Source organism: Pseudomonas sp. zfem001 (genome assembly GCF_032621725.1).
Lineage (GTDB): Bacteria > Pseudomonadota > Gammaproteobacteria > Pseudomonadales > Pseudomonadaceae > Aquipseudomonas > Aquipseudomonas sediminis.
On the sequence record NZ_JAVYJI010000007.1, the window covers coordinates 25,288 to 51,841 of the forward strand.

Consider the following 26,554-nt stretch of genomic DNA (forward strand, 5'->3'; position numbering starts at 1 on the left):
CTCCGTAATCAACTCAGGGCACGATCCCTGGCCCTATAACGCAGGCTGTGGCACGCCACAGAGCCTTGGAACAACAATCTCCCAGCGCTCGCACCTCTGCAGAGACCGATACTGCTCCTCGCTGTCCTCTTGGAACCGAACTACCACACCCGCAACCTCGCACTGTTCAACCTCAAGATCCAGCCTAAAGGACTGAGAAGTCCGCCCGACAACCCGCCCCTGGTCGTCCAGAATCACATAACGCTCGCCTCGCTGCTCAAGCTTCAGCGTCGCCCCCGGCTCCAGGGACCTCAGTGCCTCATGGATAGGGTCTGTTACAGGGCTACGTCCGGCAAAGCCAATGTCAATGTCCTTCAAACTGAGCTGCAGATAACGCCGCTCCAAAGCTGGGTTGTAATCGCCGGTGAAGGTCTGCTGCACGATGTCAGCCGACAAACTCCCACTGAAAGGATTCGCTGCACTGAACTCACACAGAGTCAGCGTCTGCTCTGCGCGCGTCATGCCCACGTAGTACAACCGGCGCTCATCGTTAAGTCCCTCAGTCTGTACATTCCATCCACCATCAAGCAGAACGGCATGCCTGAACTCTAGGCCTTTCGCTGAATGCACTGTGCCCAGATACAGGCCACTCTTGGTCTGCTGCCGCATCTCCCGAGCGTAGTCATAGAGCCAGTCCACGATTGCAGCACTATTGAGCTGGCACTCACCGAGCTCGACCTGCAATTGGGTGAAAGCCTCCCGGAAAAAGTTACACCAGCTCTCACCCACTCCCGCAGACACCTGCTGCCACGCCATAGCAGCCGAAAGCGCCTCATTGACTTCTCGAAGTCGATCAACAACCGCCACGAAATCACGCTGCCGAGTGATGGGCGGCGCACTATCTTTATCCGAGGCCAGAAAGTACGGAACTCCGGCAAGCTCGCAAAGCGCCTGGACTGGCCACAGATACTGATGGGTACGGGCAAGAATGGCGCATCCACTCCAGCTACCCTCTTCCAATGCCAGCAGTCGCTTGAGTTCGCGTATAGCAGCCTGCGCCTGAAGGTTGCCAACAGCTCTATCGCTGGGATCAATTGCCAATCGTGCAACCCGTCCAGAGCGACCTGGATCAAGCGCCTGCCACTGTCCCCCGAGAGGATCTGACTGGCGCTCGCGGTTGATTCGGATCGGATAGGACGCTTTCAAGCGCCCGGGGTTGTTACCAACCAGGTGATTTGCAGCCGCAATGATGCTCTGAGTCGAACGATAGTTCTCGACGAGGTAACTGGTAGCGGCAGAGTAATCCTCGCGAAAGCGCTCGATGTAGCGGTTGTTAGTATCGCGCCAGGCGTAGATGTTCTGATCATCATCGCCTACCGCCAGAATGCACAAACGCCCTTCCTCACTGGACTGCCTACCAGCAAGCGCACTCACCAAACGGTATTGCAGAGCATCGATGTCTTGGTATTCATCAACCAGGATGTAGCGGTAGCCACGCAACAACTGCTCTCGCAGGTCGTCCTCTCCATCGGCTGTTCCCTTGCCCTCCAAAAGCTCAACAGCGTCCCCCAGAACCTGTTTAAGAGCCCCCTCGTCGACAACATCCCTACGCTCAAAACGAGTGCCGGTCAGCCGCATGGCCATGCTGTGGTAAGTCATGACGCTGACGCCGTAGGCATCAGCTCCGACCAGGCTCAAGAGGCGCCTTCGTATTTCATTGGCCGCATGCCGATTGAAGGTCAACGCCACAATTGCATTGGCAGGAACCCGTCGAACACGCAGCAGGTACGCAATACGGTGAACGATTACGCGAGTTTTGCCAGACCCTGGCCCTGCCAACACCAAGCGATTAACGTCGTCGTCATCGACCACAATGAGTCGCTGTTGAGTGCTCAGATCCTCAACGATGGATCTCCAGGACTCTTCACTGGTGGCATGCTTAAGCACCTCTTCGCGGCCAGAGAAATAGCGATGCAAAAAGGCATCTTTTGAGTCCGTGAAATAGTGCAGCACCAGCTCCAGCGCACTCGCCATAGCGCCGAGCGCGACCTCGGCATACTCACGCATCACATGGACCTGGATACGCTTTTCGCTGTAATGCTCATCGAGACGCAGGTAATCGTCTTTGAGGTAGCTGCCCTTCTTGTCTGCGTTTACCTCAATGGTCATTGCTCGACGCATCACAGTCATCCCGTGGTTGAGCGTCAGCACCTCCTGCTTGTGCAGGTACAACAGCACATGCTCAATTGCTCGCTGACGCTGGTTGGGGGGGATGACCTGTGAGAGCTCCAGATCCGACTCGATCACACCCACTAACTCACCGAAGGTGGACTGCACCATCAGATCTTTGCCCTTGGAGGCCGGAGCCAGCTTTCCGATCAAGAATTGAAGCAGCTTGCTGGCAATGACTCGGCGCTTTTCACCAAAACGTTCAATCTGCGACCAGCTGTACTTACCTTGAACTTTCAGCTTGATGTAGTCGTGATTGACCTGCTTTAGCTCAAAACTGCTGCGTGGCTGGCTGTTGCTTTCACGATCTTGAGAGAGGCTGCGTAGCAGGCGAAGCACTTGCAATGGGATGACATCGTCGTGCTCTAGTCTGGCTTTGAGCCCCGCCGTCAGTGCCACGAGATTGAGATCCTGCCAACTACCATCCTCAGCATCTGGCGCCAGCTCGCTGAGTACCTCGAATAGCGTTCCCTCTAATGCCAGGGTCTGCTCCAGGCGCTGAATGGAGGTGTCCACCACGCCGTGACGTAGCAATACGGTCAGTTGGGTGTCGTTGACGAGTAGGCCCAGCTCCTCCATCTGCTTGAGGGTGCTAACAACTTCCTCAGAAGTCAGGCTGGTGAGCGACATCAGATTGTCCGTATTCACCCGCTCATCGGCGTCGGCCTGGTAGAGGTATTTCAGAATTGCGCCGAACTCTTCACGGCGCCGCTCCGACAGATTGGCCTTGAGCAAACGCTGCTCGGCGTCCGCTTCGCTCAGACTCAGGCGCGCCGGAAAAATCTGTGTACTGTTTTCCTCTCGCTTGAGGTATTGCCCCCGCTCCAGCCAGGCAACCGCGGTTACCACTTTGGTTTCAGCATCACTGTCGTCAGCGTCGAACGAGGTCTCGACGGTCTCATCCATGAGAATCTCGCCGGCGGTGATGACCAGCTCGCCGCCCTTACGCCTGGCATACTCGAAACGCAGCTTGCGGAGAATTTGTTGGATGTCACGGAGGCTGAGCTTGGAGCGCTCGCACAATCCAAATTGGGTCTCAATGTCCTGCGAGTCATATAGCAGCACACAGCGTGCTGCATCCTGGTCACGCCCTGCCCTGCCGGCCTCTTGAAGGTAGTTCTCCAGCGAACCAGGAATGTCTGCGTGAACTACCAGGCGGATATCGGACTTGTCGACGCCCATGCCAAAGGCATTGGTGGCGACGATGATGCGGAGCCGCCCAGCCTTGAAGTCGTCCTGGATATCCTTCTTGTCATTGGGTTCAATCCCCGCGTGGAAATGCCGGCACGCCCATCCCTGCCCGACTAGAAACTCTGAAAGCTCTTCAGCGCCCTTGCGACTTGCAACGAAAACGACCGCACCACCGTCCTGGCCGCCGAGGTGATCCTCAAGCAATTGATGGGTTCTTGGCCATTTCTCGCCACGACTGCAGGGCAGCACTTCAAAGCTAAGATTCGTCCGCTCATGAGTCCCCAGGAACTGATCAAACTCAATCCCGAGACCTTCCTTAAAATGCGCCCGGATATCAGCCAACACATCCGGCTTAGCCGTTGCAGTGAAGCAGCCAATGGGGGCCAGGGGTTGATTGCCTGTGTGCTCGCGAATGAAGCGCGAGGCGTACATGTAATCTGGACGGAAATCGTTGCCCCACTTCGACAAGCAGTGGGCCTCATCGAAAATCCAAGCGCCGATCTGGCGCTGGCGTATCGCACGCCGGAAAGCCTTGTTGCGGAACTGCTCAGGAGATACCAGCAGAATGCCGACATCGCCCATCTGGACCTTCTCCAGCACATCCGCACGCTCAGGCATGGTCAGCAGGCCATTGAGCGTCGCAGCACACTGCACATTTCGCTCAAGAAGCCCGTCAACCTGATCCTTCATCAGCGACTGCAGAGGCGAAATGATGATGGTCAGGCTGCCGTTGCGATGAAAACGATTCAGCGCCGGCAGTTGGTAACACAGCGATTTACCACCACCGGTTGCCAGGATCGCGAGAACATGTCTGCCCTGCATGCCTGCGAGAACCACATCGTGTTGCAGGCTTTGGCCGGGGCGTTCGTAGCGGAAATCAGCAAAGCCGAAGTAGCGCTTCAGCTCATGGCGCGGATCGTGGGTCGTGCAGCAGTAGCGGCAGTCTGAACGGCCGCAGGGAACATCCCGGAGCTCAGTAATCAATCGCCCAACAGCAGAGAACTGATGCCGCACCCAAGGCGCAAGGACAGAGTTGCCCCCCGACACTCTCAACCACGCAAGGGCATAGGCCAAGGGCAGATGCAAATCCGTCTGCTCAAGGTCCTCAGCCAGGAGAGCTTCCAGTCGAGCTCTACATACCTTCAGATCACGATCCAATGATGGATCGGTTTCCGCCAACAGACTCGGAATGAGCCGCTGCAGATCCGAAATCGGAACTGCAGTCTGCCCAGTTAGCGAAGCGAAGAATGATCCCAGATCGCTTTTTATGCTTGGGGCAAGCAATGCCTGATAGCAGAGCAGCTCAGCACGATTGGTCTCATTTAACTGCGCAAATGCATCCCGCTGATCTCTAAACAGAATCAGCGTTGAACGACAGTCTGCAAGCGGCGAGTTGAGGCTGTCCCGGATGAGTTTGTAATCCTTGACCAGCCGGTGATACGGGTTCTGCGGAAAGGCCAGGGGGGATAGTCTTAAGGTATCGATGACTGGCAGAGAATGTAGAGCAAGCGCAGGTGCCTGCTGCTTGAGGATGGGCAAGTCATGTTCGATGACGTTATGCCCCAGAAGAAAGCCAGCACCATCGGACAGCGCATCGACTTCAGCAAGAATCTCGGGGAGATTTTTCGAGACCTTACGATCAAGCTCGACACCGAGGTCAGGCCGCGCTGCCCCGACCTTAAAGATACGATCTGGATACCCCTCCTTTCCGGGAGCGACCTCCAGATCGATGACCAAGCTCTTGGGTTGGGGAACTGATGACATCCCTTACGCGATCCCTGCTACTGCAAATGCTTGGTTGCACTTTACAACAAAAGCATGGCACGGCGTTCACAAAGCGCGGCAGTCACTGACAGCAAAGAGCGGACCATCAACACCACTACAAATTCCTGCCCAGATCTGCCAAGCCGCCCAAGTACCTTGGCTTATTCTCAAAGCTGTACTCATCAAGAACAGACCTAACTAGCCCCTCAATACTCCTCACGCGAGCTGGGTCTTCAGTAATAAATCCAAACGGAATTGGTACAGGGTAACGGTCAGGCACCACAAGATGATAGATAACAACTGCAAAACAGCCGCTCAGCATAAAGACCTCTAGAGGCGCCAAGGTTTCAGACTCGACAAAACCGTGCAAATACTCTTTCGCTTCTGCGCAATCGTTATTTGCAGCCTTTTTCGACTGCCAATCCTTGCTAGACGACAGGGGAATCAGAATCTCTGCCTCAAAAGCATGCCGGTCATTTCGTTTGCTTTTTAAACCCGCATACTCAACGAACTTACTTAAAGCTTGACCATGGCGAGAGCTTTTACCCCACAATCCATGGGAGCACGGAGCGAGCCAGGTAAGTCTGGTAGCAACTTCACGCTCAGAATCAGAAATTTTCTCATGGTGCTTTTTCAATAACGAACACACCTGATCCCAATTTCTATTCAGCTGTAGGGATCCATAAATTCTTACGTCACCACGGCGATCATCTAAGCCAAACGACAAAGCACGTTGAGCAACTCCTCTGAAATCCATCACTCCACTCGAAAGAGCATCAATCGTTTCTGAATCGCCTAACCTATCTGCCAGTCGAACAACATCATCGAAATTTTCGCGTCCATTTAGGCTATGCAGCATAGATGCACGACGACCAATATATTCCTCCTCCTCGGCTATTCCCTTTTTCACCTCGAAACTCAAATCGAGACTATCAACATCAAGGCACAACGTCTCCTCAACAAGAAAGCACACGTCTGAGCTTTTCCTCACGTCGCTTATTTTGTACAACTCCGGAACAGAGTCTTGCTGATCCTTCCCTGTCAAATCCCCGCGACGAAATATCTCATGCAAATTATTCTGAAATGCACCGACCGCCCTTTGCTGTGAAACAGCCCTAACTTCAACACCGGCATCTAGAAGAACTGCTCGCCTTGTACTTGCCGATGGAATCTTCCCCCCAAGATAGGAGAACGTTAGCAAGTCAAAAGTGAATGATCGCCGATAGTCCTGCCTAGACCTGACACTGGGAGAGTCTTCATTTCCTGAGAAGAGTCGAAGTCCTTTTTCTGAAAGACTAATCCGCCCATCTGGCTGGACAGAAACCTCTCCCTTCTGGAAAAAGGGTGTCAGTGCCGCACTCAACTCTTTCGAAGTGAAACCGAAGTATCTAGCTATATCAGCCGACATCAAAGGGGAGACTTTCAACAAACGCAGCAAGAACTCAGAAACGAATGGAAGCCCCCCCTTCTCAATCAGAGAATACTCAATTCTGAACTGCTGCGCTGGCACACAGATATCAACTTCAAACAAAACCAAAGCTTCACCAGCCATCATGCAGCTCCTTTTGCATTTACTACCGACGTAATCCTGTAGCGCTCACCATCCTGACGCTCTTGAATATAAGTGGCAACTTTACCCAACGACAGATCCGCGTTCCGCCCTGCCCACATACTCATGTCACCGACAATAACCAAACGATCCATGGCTCGGGACATTGCCACATTTATTCGATTCGGCAACCGCAAGAAGCCTGGAGAAAGGTCTGCAGAGGATCGCGTCAGAGAAACAATGACAATGCGGTTTTCTTTTCCTTGGTAACTATCAACAGTGTCAATCTTGACCAATTTCTTGAAATCTTCCGACCATGTTTTCTCGGCAAACTTTTTACGAACCAACTTCTTCTGCTCAGAATACATGCAGATGATCCCAATAGGAGGCTCCATGGTTTCCGTCATTTCCTCAACTAATGCCGAGCTGAATTCCATGTCACTTTCAATATCTTTGAGCATCTTAATAATGGAGTTTGCCTCAGCATGGTTTACCAAGCTGGTACTACCTTGCTGCTCCGAGTGATTAGCTTGTTTCCCGAGAACGCCCGTATCCAACCAAGTTACAATTGAACCGATAACATCTGGAGCATTCGAAAAGCATTCCGGCACAGGCCGCGCACCAGTCATTAGTTCACCACCGTAGAAAACCTCCGAAACCAGATCTCCGATCGGTGGTTGCATACGGTACTGAACCTTAAGTGTGGCACTGACACCTCGGCCATAAGCAGACTCAAAAGCGCGCTCGAAATCGCTCCGCATGATCCGCCGAAACTCGTCTGACTGACTATGCAGTCCCAAATCACGGGCGATGGCCTTGAGATGCTCGTCTGCATAGGTTGGAGGAAGCTGCCGATGATCCCCTACCAACAGAATTCGGCTTCCCACCTGCATGGCAATCGCCAGCTCGCTAGGTGAAGAACGTGCAGCCTCATCGATAATGACCCAGTCAAACCGGTTTTCAGCAAGTTTCAAATGCGGTAGACCGACGCCTACACAGGTACCGCAGACCAGTGTTCTGGCGCGCATCAGAAACTCATCGTAATTAGCGCCATCAGTGGCAATACGTTGCAGCAACTCCTCAGACAGCTTGATCAGATCCATGCAACGCTTAAATTCATGCGGCCTGACACCGTGGCTGGCGGTAACACTGGCATAGGCCTGCTCAAGCATATTCCGAGCAGTAGACTCTGGGGCTGCAGAGATACCATAGTCATTGGCAAGCGCCTCAAGCAGATCCTCTTGCATTCGACTCAGGCTTGCGGTCAATTGCTTAGACTCGAGAGTGCCCTCACCAGCATCTTGCAGATCCTTATCCAGGCGCTCAATGCTTTTGACCAGTCCATGAATCCTCGACTCAAGCTCAACCAGGCTCGCGATAAACCCGGCGCTAACCCCAAGCGAGGGAGCCATCAGAGACAAACGCCTTTTTAGTTCAGCGCTAAAGCTCGATTGTTGCTGGGTGACAATCGACTTGGAATAGACATCCTGCAACTCATCTGAGACTACCTGTTCGCGGTTGCTGAAACGCACAACATCGAGATCGGTATTCAATCTGCGGCAGTGGGCACGAATGCGCTCTGCCGCAGTATTTACAGCCTCATGCGACTGGCTAACAAGAAGGATATTCCTAGCACCCTCTTCACTTATCAGGTAGTGGCAGAATGCGGCAATAAACTCAGTCTTACCGGTACCGGGTGGCCCCTGCAAAAAACCCACTGGCCCATTTGTTATCAACTTTGAAAAAGCATCCTTCTGTGCATCGTTGAGGCCAATAGTCTGCCCGCTTGAAGTTTCTCGCTGGTAGACTGCGAAACCTTCCTCAGTTGGCGGCACAGAAAATCGCTCAGGAACTATACTGCAGCCTTCGTCAAAATAGTCAACCAGCCCTGTTACAACTGATTGACGACCTAATATACGCTCTATCGCGCGCTTTCGACGGGTCAACGAGGACCTGTTCTTATTGCTTTGAAGATAGAGCACATCATCAGCTTTAATAACAGCTCTGGTTTTTCCTGAGTACACCAAACACAGAGCAGACTTTGTACTCTTACGAAGATCTATCTCACCAAGATTGATTTGCTTTTCACCATCCTTCTTGATGAGATTAATTTTATCATCAGTCTCGAACGACTCTAAAACCTCACCACTGGCTGTATATGGAATCATGAGCCCAGTTTTTTCTTTATTAAAGACAGGCTCACCCGACACCTCTAGCGTTGGCAGCCCCTCGACTTCTGTATCCATAATAGCCTTCCAGACTTTACTTGTCTGAATAGACCTCGTTTTTATCTCCGGGACATGCTCTTCATTGATATCATTGTCAGCAGCCAAATCGGTGGAGTTATGCGCACCTCCGGCCTCCTGGTTTACTGAGGAAGCACAGGCAGCATCCATAATACTGGCAACAAGCTCGTCGAACGCCAGATTATTCCCCATAAAGTCTGACAGCTCTTTGAGGTTACTAATATTTGCAACAACAACATTAATTTCGACATCAATTTCAAAATCTGCATTACGCTCAACCCAGTGCGGAACAGCCTCCTGCTGACTAGGCTTGAATCCCCTCACAAAGGCTTTCGAGGACTTCTCATATGCAGCTGAAAAGCTTCCGCCCACACCGCTGAACGTAACGACAGCCTGATGGGCATCCTTTACATCTGGCTTGATGCTGACAAAAAGGCGTCCATTGTCAGGATAAATTGCGAAATCTAGAGAGTCATTTCCGCGCACGGTGACTGTAATAACTGTTCTAGCTTGCTTCGGACGAAATTCACGATTAAGAGCATCACTAAATCGGTCTAGCGCAACGAAGCCTGAATCGCTCTGTAATTCCTCATTAATTGCCTTACGCAGCTCAGGCAGATCATGTTCATCTGGCTGATCCCAGTCCATTCCGAGCAACTCTACAGCCATACGCATGACAGCAAAGTTATCACGCTCGAAAGGTGTGCAGCTTTCGGCTAGAGGGCTATATCGATTATTGAAAGGTTCGCTTCCTGAAACTGTAAGATCCGGAAGATCTAGCAGGTAAAGCTGTACGGACTGCCCGTCATCAACTGGCACTACGACTTTGATATTTCCAGGATGGAGATCTCCGTGAGTCAACTGCTGCTCATGCAGACACTCAACTGCAGAAATAAAATTACGAATCAGCTCTTCGGCTCGTCGCGAGCTCAGCTGTGATAATTCGCTCCAGTGTTGGCCATCGATAAATTGTTGAACTAAAAAAGGAGTACCGCTCTTGTCATACCCAAACTGATCAATCCTAGGCAAAAATTTATAGCCACTTTTATTCAGCAATTCTATTTTTTCAAAAAAGCTGAGCAACAACGGACCTTGCCCTGCCTGCGGAGCATCTGCATGGATCGTAGGCCATAGTTTTACAATGCAATCACCCGACCGATAGACCTCTTTCTCAGGGGTATCAATGATTTCCTCATCCACCGGGTAAATTTTGTAAATTCTAGCGCTTGAAGCGGAAAAACGTTCAAGTTGTGACTGATCGAAAGCAAACTGCGCTGTATCTTCTGGCGTTACCTGGTTCAACTCGTCCAGCAACTCACCGGCGTTGGCGTAGCGAGAGCTTGGATTGTGCTCCACCGCCTTGGCGAGAACGCCTGAGTACCATGTATCCGAATCCAAGATGTCATCCCGAACGCTATCGATGTAATCGGCATTCAGCTTGAGAGGTAAAGACTTGGCTTGAGCCAAGTGCCAGCAAAGGAGTCCAAGCGCGAAAACGTCGCGGTGGAAAGGCGTACCGCCGTGCCCTTCATCAGTACGATCTTCTGGAAGAGCAATAGAGCCAATACTCAGTTGATCACGACGTGGGCCAACCGTACCTGCTGGCTGATGATAGGCTGCAATGAAGTTGGACAAAGCAATGGCGCTGGATGGCGAGAACCATACGCTATGGTCGCCCAAATCACGGTGAGCGACCTTAAATCCGTGCATGGTAGCGAACTGCGCGACCAAGATCTTGGCCAACTTTACCCGCTCACTCTCCTCATAGTTCTGCGCATATCGATTGATGAATTCGTTGAGCCGGTAGTGACTTGCCGGAAGCTCGCACAGCTCAGAAAATTCTTGAGTAACGGACTGCACGGAGGGGTTTCTGATAGGACGCAGACAACGTTTTGCCAACTCATGATCCCGCTGTCCCAGATAAACCAGAACATCCCGCTCCCTGGAAAGAATCTTGAAGCGCCCCTCTGGGGTTTTGGCATCTACATCATCGAGCTTATTGAAGTCCCACAAACGTAAAAGAGCACGATCGGCCTTGTTATTCTCGTTTGCAGCCTCATACTCAACATAAACCTCGCCGGGATGCTTGAAAATCGGCTCCCCCTGCGCTCGGAACCCATCAACCATGAGTTCCTTCGGTTTGACACTTCCCTGATTGAGCAGCTGATCAAACACATCAAAATACTGATTCAGACCTGCCGCCTCGGGATGCGGGCGAAACCTATTATTAAATTGACGCTCGTTGGCCAGCTTCAAGAAGTCATCGAGATGCATTACATGCTCGCGCTCATTGTCGGGTAGCTGATCAAACGTACACTTACCGCTCAAGACCACGCAAAATTTGATATTTGGCACAATGCCCTTAGGGAGTTGCTGCCTAACTGCATTGAGCTTTTTCTTTAGTAGAAAGACTTTATTCTGAGTAACCGATATTGGTGAGCGATCACGCTCATCACCATTCTGGTACCACTTGCCACCATGACTGGTGATAACACCATTCCAATGCTTCAGCTCGACTATGATGACGTTCTTATGGGTTACAATGACAAGATCGAACTCGCCTTCTTTACCGCGCGAGTCTGCAAAACGGAACCCTGCATACCCCTTCCAAGGCCACATACCAGAAGGTTGATCTGCCCCCTTGCCTTTCAGAGACAGATTACTGAGCTGCTGAGCTAGAGACTTACCAGCCGTTGGCGAGGCTGCATCTGATTTTTCAGGTTGAGACACATCCTTGAAGGCCTTACGCATGCTCTCGATAGCTTCGACCTCATGCCGCAGCAGGCCTCCTTCCCAGTAACGTACTTCCATTTCTAATCTCCATAACTGCCCCACCGCAGCTCATCTAGGCGGAGCAAAACTTCTGTTTCGAGCGCAGCTCAAGGATATAAACAGACGGGGCTCAGCTCGAAGGTAAGACAATCTATTTCAGGATCGCCGACAAGTTGAAAGATAACGGCGAATTGTAATCAAACTCGCCGGCATCACGTTATCGGCGAGGGTTAATATCTCGCGCTACAAGCCTGCCCTTAATCCACTCCTGGATCTCACTCTCAAGCCAACCAACGCTCCGCCCTACCAATGGTACAGGCTTCGGAAAGTCGCCCGTTCCAACAAATTTGTAAATTGTGGATCTAGCGAGCCCGGTCGACTCAATAACCGCGCTTAACCGTAATATTTTCATGATACCCCTCCACACAAGCCACAAAGCAGGTGAAAATCTCTGCTTGTATGTTACGTACTCCAGAATCAAGCGATAGAGAATGAAACTCCTCAACACCTACGACGACCGCGACGAAGCCGAAGAGGCTGCTGAGAAGCTGACCGGCGACAAGCGCCTGGCCAGCGAGCGCGACGCTACCGTGGTCATCTACAACCTGTTTGGCATCCCCAGCTGGGGCAATTTCCACCGCCTGGGCATGTATGACCTCGGCGAGCTAAAGGGCCTGCTGGAGCGCCGTGCGAGCTGGCAGCCCGTCGATCAGGCAAGGCATGCTGAGATCATCGCCACGCTGCAGACAGTGGCGAGAAACTACGGGATCGAAGTGCCGGGGCACTGGCTGTAGTCAGAAAGCTACCCAGCCATCTCGATATATCCGATCAGCTCAGCCGAATAGCTCCCATCGCCATTGGCCGCCCCTTTATGTCTCAGTTCGCGCTGTAAAGTAGGCTCTACCAGCTGTGAAAACAGCTCCTGCCGCTGCTCGGGAGAGAAGCAGGGGGCGGCCGGTGCGGCCAGCAGGTATTTCTCACATTGTCGTTCGACCGTCGGGACTCGTGTTCCATCTGCCTTCACGGCTATTGGCTGCAAGACCACGCGACGCTCACCAGCGCTGGTTGAGGTTTCAACCATCCAGAGTGACATCAGCACAGGCTCACCCTGGTCTCCCTGTACGGCAATGCCGATCTCTTCCGGAGGCAGGCTGCGCCAACGTCCCAGCTCCTGCTGTACCAATGGGTGGTCAAGGCCCATCAAGTCGACATCGTCACTGCTGGTGGCAATATCGCGATCCAGCGTAAAACGGAGTTTGCGCGAGCCATCTTGGGCAACGAGATCGCAGGTATTTTCATCAACCTTCACCAAGCGCTGCTGGCGGTCTGCCAGGGCCGACGACATGAAGCGCACCAAACGATCCATGCTGGAGGACACGTCGGAGAAAGGCTGGTAATCATCGAGGCTGAAGCCCTCCAGATCCTGAAAGAGATCGAAGACAACCTTGCGAGCCTCGCTGGAATTGGAGAGCGCCGCTTCGAGCTCCACCTGAGTACGACGCAGGGTTGGGTCGGAAAGCGCTTCCTGGTACAGACGGTCGTAGTTGAGCCGTTCGGAGAGCTGACCAAGGATCTGGGCGCGCAAATCTTCGGCTACGTTGCCTTGATCATCGACCTTGCCGACAGTTCGAGCGATTTCGGTGAGTTTCTCATCCAGAAGCAGGAAAATCCGCCCCTCGATGGTATCCGAGAGCACCAGGTTATAGACCTGTGCCGTATGGTTCTGCCCATAGCGGTGGATGCGGCCGATACGTTGCTCTACGTCCATCGGGTTCCAGGGCAGGTCGAAATTGAACAGGATACGAGCGAATTGCAGGTTGATCCCTTCGCGTCCTGCTGCAGTACACACCAGCACTCGCGGACCATCCTTCTGACGGAAGCGGCGCTCCGCAGCCACTTTTGCCCCATGATCACCGCCCCTAAGCACGACAACACCCTGGCCTGGGTAGGTCGCCTCGATTTCTTGGGAGATCATTTCTACCGTTCCCAGGTAGGTCGCGAAAATCACTACCTTTTCTTCAGGATTCTGTCGCCAGAGGTAACCCAAGCCATCGAGCAGCTTTTGCGCCTTGGTCTCCCGCTGCTGGGGGAAGGAGGCCAGCAGGTCACCAATTCGCAGGCGCTCCTCTGGTAGGTGAAGCTCAACGACGGCAGAAGCTGCCTCTTCCGAATGCGTCGATGAATATTCGCTATCGTAGGGATCGGAAGCCATTTCCAGGACATCATCATCCAGCTTCTTGATCAGGCGATGGCGCAGATCTGCCATCACACGATCGACCTCGCTGCGGCCGATGATGTCGCGTGACAGATTGAACTGCTCATGGATCATTTCACGCGCTTCGTCGTAAAGCCGCTCACGCCCCTCGATGTCCAGATCCTTGTCACGCAGCAGCGCTTCATGCAGGGTCAACATCAACAGGCGGCGCTTGAGGGTACGCCGTACAGCCGCAAAGCTTGAGGCCGCGATTTTCTGGAAGATGGCCATCAGGAACCCCAAGGCCCGGCCCTGGTTACCCTGACGATTGGCCAGGTCAAAGCCTTCCTCCAGATACTCACGCAAGCGCTCATAGAAGCGCTTTTCTGCCTCGTTCATCACGAACGACTCTGTATGCACCCAGCGACGAGCAAACAGCGGTGTGCCATCCGGTTGACAGGCATCCGCCTTGGTGCGGCGGAACATCACCGTATTCAGCCGATATCGGTGATCAACCATCTCCTCCGGCCCTTTGAACAGGGTCGGGTTGAGCAACTGCACCAGCATCCAGAATTGGAAGTGATTGCCCTGGTGAGGGGTGGCAGAAAGCAGCAGCAAGTCACGAGCATGGTTCTTCAGTGCCTCGGCCAGCTTGTAGTTTTCGGTTTTCTTGACCTTGTTTCCGCTACTGCGATGAGCTGTCAGGTGGTGCGCTTCGTCGAACACCACCAGATCCCAGCGTGGGGCTTCCAACAGCCGCTTGATGCGTGCAGGTCGCTTGAGGGTATCGATGCTGGCGATCAAGCGGTCGTGCTTGGCGAAGGCATTGGTCTTGCGGTCGGTGATGTCGCCCTCCGAGCCGAATACCTCGAAGTCGAGATTGAACACGTCGTTCAGCTCGCGATGCCAATTGTTCACCAGGCCCGCAGGAACCACCATCAAGGCACGGTTCAGCTCCCCGCGGCTAGCCAGCTCGCGCAGGATCAGCGCCGTTTCGATGGTCTTGCCTAGCCCCACCTCATCAGCAATCAGATAGCGCCTGGGCGAGGCGGTGGCAATACGGTGGGTCAGCACTACCTGGTGGGGCAGAAGATCGATGCGGGCCGAGGTCAGTGCAGAAGCACTCTCCATCGCTGGCAATGCGTGTGCCTCATAGGCCAGCCAGGCCTTGCGAGCACGCTCGCTGCCACCTGCAACCGCCTGCAGAATGCGCTGGGTGCGCGACAGCTCACGCCTGACCAGGTGAACAGGGACACGTCGTAAACCAACGCCGACAAACAGCGCCCCCAGGTATCCATCCCGAGGCGGCTCGGTAACAACCCCCTGCCCAAACTCGGAATGCGTGATCTGCTCACCGGGAGAGAAATGAAGCTCAGCGCTCATCGTCACGACTCAGGTAATCCGCAGATGGAAGAGGCCGGATGCTTTGGCCCCCTGACGCAAGAGGATCTCCTGCGGGTAATCGGTGGCTTCTCCCCAGAGTACGCGGCCAAAATCCAGGCTGGCCTGAGAGTGAGGATGCGCACAACGCCAGGCCACCGCATCGGTGGCCGGGTTTGTCGTGAGCCGACCAGCGCCGGAGGGCATCCAGAACACCAGTGCTGCCTGCCCCTCGTAATAGCTCTGGAAGGAAAGCAAGGCTCCCTTGACTTCTGCTGCCAGCCAGTCCTCGGCCTCGTCAGGAGGGAGTACATCCAGGCTGCCCTCCAGTCCGGCTACCACAAGGGTATTGTTGTCGTTGCTCGGCAGGTCATCCGGCCAATTTCTGGCAGCCTGCATGAATTGCCTCAGGCTCCAGACCTCACTGGCAGTACAAACCTGCGCCAATGCTTCCGCATCCCAAATCCAGCTGGTTCCCCTGCGCATCCAAACGCTGTCGAGCAACTGCTTCATGCCTTAATCCTCCTGGAAAAGCGCCATTTGCTGCACGGCTTCCTTGTGACTGGATGCCCAGCCGTTGTAGATGGTAAGCGCCCGCGACGCGGCATGGCGCATCGGTTCGGTCGCCGCACGCTTGGACAACCAATCCAGCAGTCCCTTGAGCGCGGCGTGGGGTTTGAAGTTTTCATTCTTCAAGGTATCGGCGGCATTGATCCCGCTGTTGTCGAAGCATGCCCCCATCAGAACCAGCGCCTGGTCAAGGTCCGAAGTCAGCTTGCGGCGATGCTTTCCCTGCCAGCTTTGCGCGAACGCCAGCGGCTCCACCATGTAGAAAACCTTTTTCTTTTCCTCACACCAGCCGCGCTCTACAAACTCGTCAGGGGCCATGCCGGAGCCACGCAGGTGCTTTTGCATCTGGTCGCGGGCGACCTCGGTCTGACCGTCGTAGATACGCAGGAATTGACGAGTGACGGGTTCCGCATTGACCGGCGGCGGCTCCTGGGTACGGTTGGCGTCCTCATCGATCAGCTGATTGATACCCACCAGGGCATCCCGCACGTTGATCACCCGTCCTTCATCGACATAGACCTTGCCGTAGTGGCGAGAGAAGTACTCCAGGGCCTTGCCACGGCGAATCACCTGCAGGTCAGCCGATGGCAAGCCCTGTTTGGAGTGGTTCTCCAGCATGCCTTGCAGTTGGCGAACCTCAGTCAAGACCTCACGGCGCATCCGGCCCCAGCTCACCGGCTTGGGCTCTTCAGTGCGCTTGCGGCAAACGTGGATGATGTCGTACTCGATGGTCTTCGAGCCGAATTCTCCTTCGCCTTTGGTCTCGTCGGAGCGAATCGGGTAGGTAGCCTCGAGGTAGAAGCCCGCATCGAATAGCGACTCCAGCACTGCCACCCACGGCTCATCCTCGCTGTGATGGAAGGTGAAGGCCAGGATGCCGCTGGGCTTCAGGAGGCGATGCGCCTCGCGCCAGCATTGCGTGAGCAAGCGCTGGTAGAAGCCATCCGGGTCTTCTGGCTCCCGTGCTTTGTTGGCCACGGCCTCCAGCGACTTGGGTGTGTACTCTGCACTGAAAATCTCTGGGTACTTGCCCTTAAGCACCAGGCGGAGCCAGACGTAGAAAAAGTCGGCCAGCTCCGAGTAGTGCAACAGGCCGCCGAAAGGCGGATCGGTGATGACCAGATCAAGGCTGGCACTTTCTAGCTGAGTCAGATCGGTGGACGAGCCCTGATGCACGACCACATCTAGTACCGGGTCGCCGGGGAACACTTTTTCGCTCTTCCCACTTAGCTGACCAGCAAGCGCAGAGTCGCGGCGCTTCAGCGCTTCGATGCTCACCGAATCCCACGGTTCAGCCGCCCATTCTCGGCCCTCATTGATCCCTTCGATACACGACGCCCAATTGCCACGACCCAACGCTGGAAAAACACTGTTTTCAACGACATTGTTCTTCGGGTGATAGTTGTTGTTGCTCATGTGCGGCACGAGCTTGTCGTAACCGCTATCCCAAAAACAAAAAAGATTTTGATTGCGTAAATATTGCTGGAAGGCCCCCAGCACAAACTCCCGCACCCGCCAGTCGTAGTCCCCGACTTCGACAATGGCTTTGAGCAGTTGAGCGTGCACCAGCAGTTGGCGCGGGTTGAACATCGTCCACCAGTGCGTGAAGCCGTAGTTTTCACGGATATCACTGTTGGCAATAGCTGTCATGAACCCATAGGGCACTTCAGAGCGCGGCCAGTAGTCCTTCAGGTCAGCATCCTTGCGCGCTTCCCATTCCGCGAACGCAGCGTCATGTTGATGGGCATGTGCTATTTCATAAGGTGCGAAGAAGCGCCCGCTGTAGGGTTTGCCTGCTTCATCCCGCTTGGGCGCGTAGCCTTGAACGGCATATGCTGCCATTTGGCCGCTTTTCTTGGTGGCCTTGATAGAGCTCATGACGTCTTGCACTGTGCCGCAGGCCGCGCAGGCAAAGTTGGAGCGCTTCGGCACTGTGCCGTTTTCCGGCGCAAAGGTGATCTTCGTTTCTGGGCAAGTCACTTGGTCCGGCAGTGCACCTCGCACCTCTAGCAGACGAATTTTGGATGCTCGCTCATTATCCCAGCGCGTGGTCGCACCCACGTCATCCTGCGCCGAACCACCGAAGGGCTGGCCGTTCACATCCAGCTTTGGCGAGCCTGCTAGCCATTGCGGATGCACCAGCAGACTCAGCTCGACCTTCTTATTTTTGCCCTTGCCAAGCTTGATTTGCCCACGAGTGCCTTCCAGCGCCAGACCATCCTTGATGCGTAGTTGGGCCTTGATACTGCTGCCACAATGCGGACAGCTCACACCCTTCTCGACATCAAGGATGGCGAACGGATGCTCCGACGGTGCCACATACAACGGCACGTCGGGTGCCATCCGCGCAGAGTGTTCCTCAATATGGAATTCACCGCCACAGTTGCTGCAGGCATGCTCCCAGTGCTTGACGGACAGAGTTTTCACCGCCATCACCGGACTGGTCATGATCGGTGTTCGATGGCCGCAGCCGGTCACCTGGCAAGGGCCGTGCTTGGCCCAGAAGGTGTAGATGATCTCCGGGCCTTCGTAGCGATAGTCCTTGCGCTCCTCACGCGGAATGCTCAGCGGGTCGAAGCCGGCGGGCATCACCTTCTGGGTCGGCAGATGCGTCCAGGTGCCTTTCTCACCATTCGGGCCATCACAGTAGTAGTACGGCATGATCTGCGGCTTGACTTCGGCCTCGATGTCGGCAAGCAGGTGCCTGACCTGGTCCAGATCGACGTTGGCAAGCTCCTGCTTTACTACGAACCAGGCAACCGGATTCAGGTCATTGCCGATCATCTGCATGCCAAGGCGTGAGCCCTCCACCAGCGTGGTGCCACCCCCCATGAAGATGTCCGCCACCTTCAGATCCTTGAAAGCACCCTTCTTCTGGTGGTTGGCGTAGTAGTTGTCCCATACCAGCTTGGCCGCGTGCGACTTGTCCTCAGGAGCCTTGGTGGCCGCGGCAATCAGCATGGAGCGGAAAACGCTGGAGCGCCGACGTGCCCACCATTTCGACATCTGGTAAATAGGCTTGCCCGCATTCCCCTCGATGATCGCTACCTGGTTGACCGGTAGGATCGGGAAATCGACCTCCAGGCAGGTCTTGGGGCGATTCGGGTCGTTGAAATCCACGGTTTCCAGCGCAACGGCCTTGCCGGCACTGACAGCCTTGGCGACTTCGAGGGCCAGGAGTTCTTTTTTGGTTGCCATTTGGCGCAATCCTTACTTGGTGAGCTCGACGAACGGCGACAAAACTTCCAGCAGCGACAAGCCACCGTGAGTCAGCGTCGGGTATCCACCCTGGTTCTTCCACTTCAAACGGCCAAGCGCCATCAGGTGTGGTCCATGCTGGTTTTCGATCTGGAGAGAAACCGGGGGAGAGAAATGGCCAGCCTCGGCAGTGCCTGCAGTGCTACGGCCGCCGGCAAAGGTTTTCTTGAGGTAGGCAGCTACATCCCCCTCGGCATCGGAGAAATAGCCTGTAGCGGCATAGCCATGGTCAGAGGTGATAACCAGTCGGCGGCCATTCGCCAGTTTTTCCACCAAGGCCCAGAAGTCATCGCTAGTGAGCTGCTCAGCGGCATCGCGAGTCAGCACCTCTAGCCCCTGGCCAGCGCCGGAGCCATCATGCACCTTGCTGTCAGGCCAGTGGTGCCAGAACACCCAGTTCGGGGCGCTGTTAACCAGACCGGCGCAGTCCTGCCAGGGCAAGTCGATGCTCTCGGTCTGGCAGGGAGCCACCCTGTGAGTCAATCCACCGCCATTGTTCTGTAGTTGGCTACGGCTGCCAAAGCCCAGGGCTTTGGCAAATTCGTTGGTTTCACCCGGCAGTTCCGAGGCTGTAGCTGAGACTTCATGCAGGGTAAAACCACGCTCCTTAGCCCCCTGGAGAAGCCAAGGCAGCTCGCGCAGCGACAGACCATCCAGAATCAACACTGCCTTGGCGCTGTACGGCTGCTCCCACCAACTTGTCAGCCGGTCCGAGGTACGCTGAATGCCGCTCACTTCAGGATCTGCAAAGGCATGCCAGAGATCCCAGCTGCTGGTCGCAAGAAAATGATCCAGCCAACCCACTTCACGGTCACGCCGGGTCACCTCGCCAGCTGCATTACCCGTGGCCAACGGCTTGCTGGTGATCTCCATGACGCGGCCGACAATAAGCTCCCAGGCCTCTGCGGACGTACCGCTGGTGATCTTCTGCAACAGTTCAGCATCCAGTGCCATCAGTTATCTTCCTTCTCAAGGGATAGCTCGAAGGTCATGCCATCCGGGAGCTTCTTCAGTAGCTCTTTCAATTGAGCGCCAGTGGCTGCCGAGAGCTTGAGCGTCACGGACTCGACAGGTGTGGCAGGACCAATACCCCAGCCCTCCAGCTTGCCAATCAGATTCAGCGGCGAGGTGGCAGGGTTCTGCAGTACGGTTTTCGATTTGCTGTTGGTGCTGTCAGATGGATTGGCAAAAATCCCTCCAGGAGCAGGTGGGGTGCCACCTCCCGGCTCCGAGATAGGGAATGGGGGCATGCCACTTCCCTGGCCGGGATTGCCATTACTGTCACCGAAGAGCCCGCCAGGCTGTGTCGGAGGGACAATCGGAGTGACCGTGCCGCTTGTAGCAGGTACGGCAGAAGGCTGTAGCAGGAATACCTCGTCCAGCTGTCGCCCCGTGAAGGAAAGCTTGGGGCGCAGGCGCCTCCAGGCGCTTTCTTCATCTTCACCTGGCTGTGCCTGCAGGTATTCCATCCCCCTCAGATTGATGGCGATCTTGCCTCGTGCGCAAAGGCGGATGATGCGCTCCTTCATGGCGGTTTCTCCCAGCCATGGGATGCAGTCCAGCCCACCGGGGCGGGGCTCCTTCAGTTCGCGCAGCAGCTTGCTGATAGGCTCGCTGTTGGAAGCGACTTCCATGACCAGCTCTTCAAGGTCTTCCGGTACGAACAGGTCATTGACCAGTGCTTCCTCGATAGCCTCGGGGATCTGCCCCCCCTGTTTCTTCAGCGTCTCTATAGCAAATGCACATTGGCTGGGGTCCTGGTTGCTCCAGCGCATCAGTACAGCGAAGCGATCAAAGCGCTTCTTCAGAATGTCACGCAGCTCATTCTGATACTTGGTCTGTAGCTTCCGGTATTCAGGGCTCTGGTTGCCCCACTCCTGGGCTTTCATGGATGCGCGGGCCAGGATCAGCAGGTCGCGGTCCTGGAACGCATTCTTCGAGCCTCCTCGGGGAAGCAGAAAGCGCACCGTATTGCGATTTTTTTGCAAGTGATCCTTGAGCCAGCGACCGAGACGCTCATCAAGACGATCAGGCTCCTCCGGCAGCACCAGAATGGGCAGGCGATCATCCCAACGCTCAGGCTGCTCGCTTTCCTCAAGGGTGGACCAAGGGTCAGAAAGCCAAGTGCTGGGCAACGCAATCACGCGGAAGTTTTTCGCCACCTCCTCGGTGCCACCGATGACGTAGCGGATCTCCTTGGCCAGTTGAGCGAGATCTGTACCATCAGCAAACAGCTTGTCGTTGCGAGCACAGGCCATCAGCTTGGCTTGGGGGTTTTCCTCTTCACGAAAAACCAGTCGATTGCCATCCTGGTGGATGTTGAAGCTGTTCTCGACAATGGTGGCGAGCTCGACCTGGAAGGCGTTGTCATCAACCGCCGATGCGCGGGTGATATCGACCTGCAGGGTTGCTGGTTCGGCCCCTGCCTGGTTCCCGACAGCAATCGAGCGTAACCAGAGTGCACTGACAATCTCCCGCAGGTGCGGCACATCGTAGCGGTACCCCGGCACAGCCTCGGTAACCGAGGTGATGTTGCGCAGCGCCTTTTCGCGCAGGGTGCGATGCTGCTGGTTGGACACCGAATCCAAGAGCGCGCCGATGCCAGCGCTGTCGTCATCAAGAATGAAGTCGGCGGCAGTCAGGATCGGGCTGGTCTCTCCCCGACTTTTGAACAGGTTGGCCAGGATGCGGATCATGTCACGGGTTTCCTGGGCATCCGTGGCGATCAGCACCTGGTCCTCCAGGAGCTGCAGCAGGTGCGGGGCGTAGGGCCAGGCCTCAGTGAAGTCGCGGCGCTTTCGCTCCTGTTCCGCGGCTGGAACATCCAGTAGTCGGAAGTATTCGCTGACGTGATTTGCCAAGAGATTTTCGATATTGGCGGCAGACACCTGCAGCCGGTTGTCGAACAGGCGGTGTAGCAGCATACGCCGGCGATCCTGTTGGATACGCTCGGGGCTGCCCCCTGCCTTGAAATCGATGGTCACCGGGTTGACGCGGTGAACCTGCTGATAGGCGTCAGTACCGCCATTGCGCACGGAGATCACCAGAACCAAGAGCTCCGGATGCTCCTTGGCGATCTCGGAAAGGATCTGGATGAAATTGAAGGCCCAAGCGACCGCTGGGGCCTGTTTGGTGTCCTTAAGCCCATCGAACCAGGTCTGGAACTCGTCCAGCAGCAGCATGGTTGGCTGCTTCTGGAGCAACTCCAGGATTAGGTCATGGGAGGGAACATCGGTCTTCGCGTGGCCCATGCCCTCCCATTTGCCGCGGATGTATGTGCCATGGGGGTGACGCTCCAGCAGCACATCCCAGAGGAATTTGTAGCGTTGGCGGTGCAGGCTTTCACCGATCACCAGCATGCCATCACGCAGGCGAATCTTGGCAATCTCCGGCAAAGCCAGGGTGGTTGCCCATGAGTTGAGCCAGGCAGCGGTCGATACGGGGTCGTTGACCGCGTGGTACAGGGCCGCCATCAAGTGCGATTTACCAAGCCCTCGCTCGCCAATCACTACAACGGGGCGCCCCTGGTCAGGCCCAACAGCCTCGATACCCTTGAGGAGATCCTGGGTAGGGTAGGTGATGCTCAGGAATTCCTGAGCCGCAACCTGTGTCGCACCAGTGTTACTCTCGTTGGCAAGCTCGATGGCAGTGCCTTTGAGGCGCTTGCCCCGGAACTCCTCACGCAACGTTAACCCAAGCATCGGCACTCGATCTCCATTCAATACTCAACGCAGGCCCCGCCAAAGCACAGGCAGGGGCCAGCAATACATTCGTCAGTGTCAGTCAGCTTATATAGAAGAAGCAGCGATCTGATGATGGAGGCCGGGGATGGCCACCACAGATCGAATCGTAGGGGGCCGCCACACAGCACCCGGGCAGAATTGCTCGGACTGAGCATCGGGGATGCATCGCGGGGCTGCGGGTGAAGCCTTGGAGCTGTACGACTGGAGATGGCACCAGAGGGGCGCGGCACGGAAAGCGCACGCAAGCTAACCGGACAGAGGGGTATGCTCTGTCGGGCGCCATGGTCTAGGTTGTTGCGCTCATCCATCCCGAAGATCCTTCACGGCCGAGCTGCTGCTAGTCAGCCATGAGTGTGCGCAAGCCAATCTCAATTGGCAACCAATTGGCAACCAACCTGATCAATTTTCGAACACCACCAAAAACAGACAGGCATAAAAAAATCCAAGCCCCCGCAAGTGCTTGGATTTTCTAGGGTTTTTTGGTCGGGACGGAGTGATTCGAACACTCGACCCCTTGCACCCCATGCAAGTGCGCTACCGGGCTGCGCTACGCCCCGACAATGCTTCCAGATGACCGAAAGCGGGAGGAACTATACATTAAGCTTTTGAAATAAGGCAACTTTTTCTTAGCCCTACTTCTTCAGCACGTGCAAAACGTCCTCGAGCTCGGCGATCATCTGCTTGATCAGCTGACGATACTGAGTGGTGTCGTCTTTGGCTTCGTCACCAGAAAGGCGCTGACGTGCGCCGCCTATGGTGAAACCCTGATCGTACAGAAGCGCACGAATCTGCCGAATCATCAGCACATCCTGACGCTGATAATAGCGACGGTTGCCCCGCCGCTTTACCGGGTTCAGTTGTGGGAATTCCTGTTCCCAGTAACGTAGAACGTGGGGCTTGACCGCGCAGAGCTCACTGACCTCACCAATAGTGAAGTAGCGTTTGCCGGGAATTGCCGGTAGTTCGTCGTTATGACTTGGTTCCAGCATAGGCCTCGACCCTGGCTTTCAATTTTTGCCCTGGACGAAAAGTGACCACACGGCGAGCCGTGATTGGAATCTCTTCCCCTGTTTTCGGGTTACGGCCGGGTCGCTGGCGCTTATCGCGCAAGTCGAAGTTGCCGAACCCGGACAGCTTGACCTGTTCGTTCAGCTCAAGAGCCTGGCGGATCTCTTCAAAAAACAGCTCCACCAGTTCCTTGGCTTCCCGTTTGTTCAGGCCGAGCTCTTCATACAGACGTTCCGCCATCTCAGCTTTCGTCAGAGCCCCCATACGCTACTTCCTTAACGTGGCGTTGAACCTTTGTTCGAGGCAGGTGAGGATATTTTGCGTAGTAGTACTCACCTCATCGTCATTAAGAGTGCGCGATGGATGTTGCCAGGTCAAGCCGACGGCAAGGCTTTTTCTAAGCGGATCAATGCCTTTACCGTGATAGACGTCAAATAGCTTGAGGTCTGTCAGCCATTCTCCCGCCGTTTCACGGATTGCGCCCAGCACAGCCTCGGCCGGCTGCTCGCGATCGACCAGCAGCGCCAGGTCGCGACGCACTTCAGGGAAGCGCGACAACTCGCTGAATGCCGGCATGCGGCCAGCAGCCACTTCAGCCAGCACCAGCTCGAAGAGGAACACCGACTGATCCAGGCCCAATGTCTTGGCCAACTCAGGATGCAGAGCCCCCATGAAACCAACTAGGCGCCCTTCCCGTTCGATGCGAGCAGTCTGGCCCGGATGCAGAGCAGGATGCTCGCCCGGCACGAAGCTGAAAGCATCAGCTGCACCGGCATAACCCAGCAGCGCCTCGACATCGGCCTTCAGATCATAGAAGTCGACGCTATCACGGTTGTTGGCCCAACCTTCGGGCAGGCGGCTGCCGGTGATCACGCCAGCGAGCATGGCCTCTTGCTGCAGACCTTCCAGCTGACCAACAAAACGCAGGCCGCTCTCGAACAGACGCACGCGCGACTGCTGGCGATTGAGGTTGTGCTGTAGTGCCTTGACCAGACCCGGCCACAGCGAGGAACGCATGGCGGCCATATCGGCAGAGATCGGATTGGCCAGTTGCAGCGGCTCTACGCCTGGAGTGAACAGCTCGAAGAGCTTCGGGTCGATGAAGCTGTAGGTGATCGCTTCCTGATAACCACGGGCGACCAGCAGACGACGCAGTGCCGGCAGTTCGGCACGCGCTTCGGCTTTGGTCTGTGGCGCCAGGCGAGCTTGCGGGTAACGCACAGGCAGACGGTTGTAGCCATACAGGCGACCCAGTTCTTCGATAAGGTCCACTTCCAGGCTGATGTCGAAGCGATGACTCGGCACGCTGACCAGCCATTGGCCGGCACCCTGAGCGCTGACGCCCAGCCCCAGTGCAGTGAGCAGACGCTCGACCTCGGCACCGTCCATATCCATGCCCAGCATCTGGCTGATACGCTCGGCACGCAGAGTGATCGGCGCCACGCTAGGCAGGTCCGCCTCGCTACTCGCTTCGATGATCGGGCCTGCTTCGCCGCCGACGATTTCCAGCAGCAGCGCAGTAGCACGCTCCATTGCCTGACGTGCCAGCTGCGAGTCCACGCCACGTTCGAAGCGGTGCGAGGCGTCGGTATGCAAGCCGTAGGAACGAGCCTTACCAGCGACAGCGATGTTGTCGAAGAAGGCGCTTTCCAGGAACAGATCGCGGGTATTGTCGCTCACACCGCTGTGCTCACCGCCCATCACGCCGGCGATGGCCAGCGCGCGGCCATGATCAGCGATGACCAGCGTATCGGCACGCAAGCTGACTTCCTGGCCGTCGAGCAACACCAGCTTCTCGCCCTCTTCAGCCATGCGCACGCGAATGCCGCCATTGATTTCGGCGAGGTCGAAGGCGTGCATCGGCTGGCCCAGCTCGAGCATCACGTAGTTGGTGATGTCCACCGCCGCATCGATACTACGAATATCGGAACGACGCAGGCGCTCGACCATCCACAGCGGGGTCGGGCGAGACAGGTCAACGTTACGCACCACGCGACCGAGGTAACGCGGGCAAGCCTTGGGCGCGAGCACCTCGACAGGGCGCACTTCGTCATGCGCAGGCGCAACGGCGTCGATAGCGACTGGCGAAACGGAAGCGCTGTACATGGCGCCTACTTCCCGAGCCAGGCCGGCGAGCGACAGGCAGTCACCACGGTTAGGGGTCAGGCCGATCTCGATGCTGGCGTCGTCCAGTTGCAGGTGGGAGCGAATGTCGCTACCTACCGGCGCATCGGCCGCCAGTTCCATCAGGCCGCTGTTGTCTTCGCTGATCTGGAGTTCGGAAGCCGAGCACAGCATGCCCTGGGATTCCACGCCGCGCAGTTTGGCCTTCTTGATCTTGAAGTCGCCCGGCAGCTCGGCACCGATCATGGCGAACGGAATCTTGATGCCGGCGCGGGCATTGGGCGCGCCGCAAACGACCTGGAAGGTCTCAGCACCATTGCTCACCTGGCATACGCGCAGCTTGTCAGCGTCCGGGTGTTGTTCGGCACTGAGAATCTCACCGACCACGATGCCACTGAAAGCACCGGCTACCGGTTGCACCGCGTCGACTTCGAGGCCGACCATGGACAGGCGTGCGACCAGATCCTCGCGGGATACGTCGGGATTCACCCAACTGCGCAGCCATTGTTCACTGAATTTCATGTTGTCTGTTCTCCTTAAACGAATT

At 55.6% G+C, this 26,554-nt stretch carries 13 protein-coding genes and 1 tRNA gene; 1 reads left to right on the top strand and 13 read right to left on the bottom strand.

The genetic code is table 11. From position 1 onward, the window contains the following. Positions 1-33 precede the first annotated feature (33 nt). The 4 genes from RTH74_RS20605 to RTH74_RS20620 form a co-directional block, all read right to left on the bottom strand. Entirely contained in the window at positions 34-5,163 is a 5,130-nt protein-coding gene (locus RTH74_RS20605) for a RecQ family ATP-dependent DNA helicase (RefSeq protein ID WP_316915894.1), read from the bottom strand. Positions 5,164-5,278: 115 nt separating this feature from the next. Beyond that, a complete protein-coding gene (locus tag RTH74_RS20610; protein WP_316915895.1) occupies positions 5,279-6,715 on the bottom strand; it encodes a hypothetical protein in 1,437 nt (478 codons plus the stop codon). Next, positions 6,715-11,769, bottom strand: a complete 5,055-nt coding sequence (locus RTH74_RS20615) for an AAA domain-containing protein (protein ID WP_316915896.1) — start codon at positions 11,767-11,769, stop codon at positions 6,715-6,717. Before RTH74_RS20615 ends, RTH74_RS20610 begins: the two co-directional genes overlap by 1 nt. A 178-nt stretch (positions 11,770-11,947) precedes the next feature. Further along, on the bottom strand, positions 11,948-12,142 hold the full coding sequence (locus RTH74_RS20620) for an AlpA family transcriptional regulator (protein ID WP_316915897.1): 195 nt from the start codon (positions 12,140-12,142) through the stop codon (positions 11,948-11,950). Between the two features lie 79 nt (positions 12,143-12,221). Here RTH74_RS20620 and RTH74_RS20625 point away from each other — a divergent pair, with 79 nt between their 5' ends. After that, positions 12,222-12,524 (top strand): hypothetical protein, encoded by a 303-nt coding sequence (locus tag RTH74_RS20625; protein WP_316915898.1) that lies wholly within the window; start codon positions 12,222-12,224, stop codon positions 12,522-12,524. A gap of 8 nt (positions 12,525-12,532) precedes the next feature. Here the strand turns inward: RTH74_RS20625 and RTH74_RS20630 are convergent, their stop codons facing one another. The 9 genes from RTH74_RS20630 to pheT form a co-directional block, all read right to left on the bottom strand. Further along, positions 12,533-15,307: an SNF2-related protein gene (locus RTH74_RS20630; RefSeq protein ID WP_316915899.1), complete on the bottom strand. Its 2,775-nt coding sequence runs from the start codon at positions 15,305-15,307 to the stop codon at positions 12,533-12,535. A 9-nt stretch (positions 15,308-15,316) separates the two neighbouring features. Continuing rightward, positions 15,317-15,817, bottom strand: coding sequence for a hypothetical protein (locus tag RTH74_RS20635; protein WP_316915900.1), 501 nt, complete (start codon positions 15,815-15,817; stop codon positions 15,317-15,319). Positions 15,818-15,820: 3 nt separating this feature from the next. Beyond that, positions 15,821-19,072 (bottom strand): DUF1156 domain-containing protein, encoded by a 3,252-nt coding sequence (locus tag RTH74_RS20640; RefSeq protein ID WP_316915901.1) that lies wholly within the window; start codon positions 19,070-19,072, stop codon positions 15,821-15,823. 12 nt (positions 19,073-19,084) lie between these two features. After that, the gene (locus RTH74_RS20645; protein WP_316915902.1) at positions 19,085-20,086 is read right to left on the bottom strand and encodes a hypothetical protein; all 1,002 of its coding nucleotides are present in this window, start codon (positions 20,084-20,086) and stop codon (positions 19,085-19,087) included. Continuing rightward, positions 20,086-22,833 carry a DUF499 domain-containing protein gene (locus RTH74_RS20650; RefSeq protein WP_316915903.1) on the bottom strand — a complete coding sequence of 916 codons (2,748 nt, stop codon included), beginning with the start codon at positions 22,831-22,833 and terminating at the stop codon, positions 20,086-20,088. Before RTH74_RS20650 ends, RTH74_RS20645 begins: the two co-directional genes overlap by 1 nt. A gap of 522 nt (positions 22,834-23,355) precedes the next feature. Further along, positions 23,356-23,432, bottom strand: a tRNA-Pro gene (locus RTH74_RS20655). Between the two features lie 75 nt (positions 23,433-23,507). Continuing rightward, positions 23,508-23,864 (bottom strand): MerR family transcriptional regulator, encoded by a 357-nt coding sequence (locus RTH74_RS20660; protein ID WP_013716019.1) that lies wholly within the window; start codon positions 23,862-23,864, stop codon positions 23,508-23,510. Beyond that, the gene (gene ihfA / locus RTH74_RS20665) at positions 23,845-24,147 is read right to left on the bottom strand and encodes an integration host factor subunit alpha (RefSeq protein ID WP_003243414.1); all 303 of its coding nucleotides are present in this window, start codon (positions 24,145-24,147) and stop codon (positions 23,845-23,847) included. Before ihfA ends, RTH74_RS20660 begins: the two co-directional genes overlap by 20 nt. Before the next feature lie 3 nt (positions 24,148-24,150). Continuing rightward, positions 24,151-26,529: a phenylalanine--tRNA ligase subunit beta gene (gene pheT, locus RTH74_RS20670; RefSeq protein ID WP_316915904.1), complete on the bottom strand. Its 2,379-nt coding sequence runs from the start codon at positions 26,527-26,529 to the stop codon at positions 24,151-24,153. Positions 26,530-26,554: the final 25 nt, after the last annotated feature.

Bases quoted from the DNA above. Each gene is read 5' to 3' on its own strand.
- RTH74_RS20650 (WP_316915903.1), bottom strand. From the start codon at position 22,833: ATGCTTGGGTTAACGTTGCGTGAGGAGTTCCGGGGCAAGCGCCTCAAA.
- RTH74_RS20605 (WP_316915894.1), bottom strand. From the start codon at position 5,163: ATGTCATCAGTTCCCCAACCCAAGAGCTTGGTCATCGATCTGGAGGTC.
- RTH74_RS20620 (WP_316915897.1), bottom strand. From the start codon at position 12,142: ATGAAAATATTACGGTTAAGCGCGGTTATTGAGTCGACCGGGCTCGCT.
- ihfA (WP_003243414.1), bottom strand. From the start codon at position 24,147: ATGGGGGCTCTGACGAAAGCTGAGATGGCGGAACGTCTGTATGAAGAG.
- RTH74_RS20645 (WP_316915902.1), bottom strand. From the start codon at position 20,086: ATGGCACTGGATGCTGAACTGTTGCAGAAGATCACCAGCGGTACGTCC.
- RTH74_RS20630 (WP_316915899.1), bottom strand. From the start codon at position 15,307: ATGAGCGCTGAGCTTCATTTCTCTCCCGGTGAGCAGATCACGCATTCC.
- pheT (WP_316915904.1), bottom strand. From the start codon at position 26,529: ATGAAATTCAGTGAACAATGGCTGCGCAGTTGGGTGAATCCCGACGTA.
- RTH74_RS20610 (WP_316915895.1), bottom strand. From the start codon at position 6,715: ATGGCTGGTGAAGCTTTGGTTTTGTTTGAAGTTGATATCTGTGTGCCA.
- RTH74_RS20615 (WP_316915896.1), bottom strand. From the start codon at position 11,769: ATGGAAGTACGTTACTGGGAAGGAGGCCTGCTGCGGCATGAGGTCGAA.
- RTH74_RS20625 (WP_316915898.1), top strand. From the start codon at position 12,222: ATGAAACTCCTCAACACCTACGACGACCGCGACGAAGCCGAAGAGGCT.
- RTH74_RS20660 (WP_013716019.1), bottom strand. From the start codon at position 23,864: ATGCTGGAACCAAGTCATAACGACGAACTACCGGCAATTCCCGGCAAA.
- RTH74_RS20635 (WP_316915900.1), bottom strand. From the start codon at position 15,817: ATGAAGCAGTTGCTCGACAGCGTTTGGATGCGCAGGGGAACCAGCTGG.
- RTH74_RS20640 (WP_316915901.1), bottom strand. From the start codon at position 19,072: ATGGCAACCAAAAAAGAACTCCTGGCCCTCGAAGTCGCCAAGGCTGTC.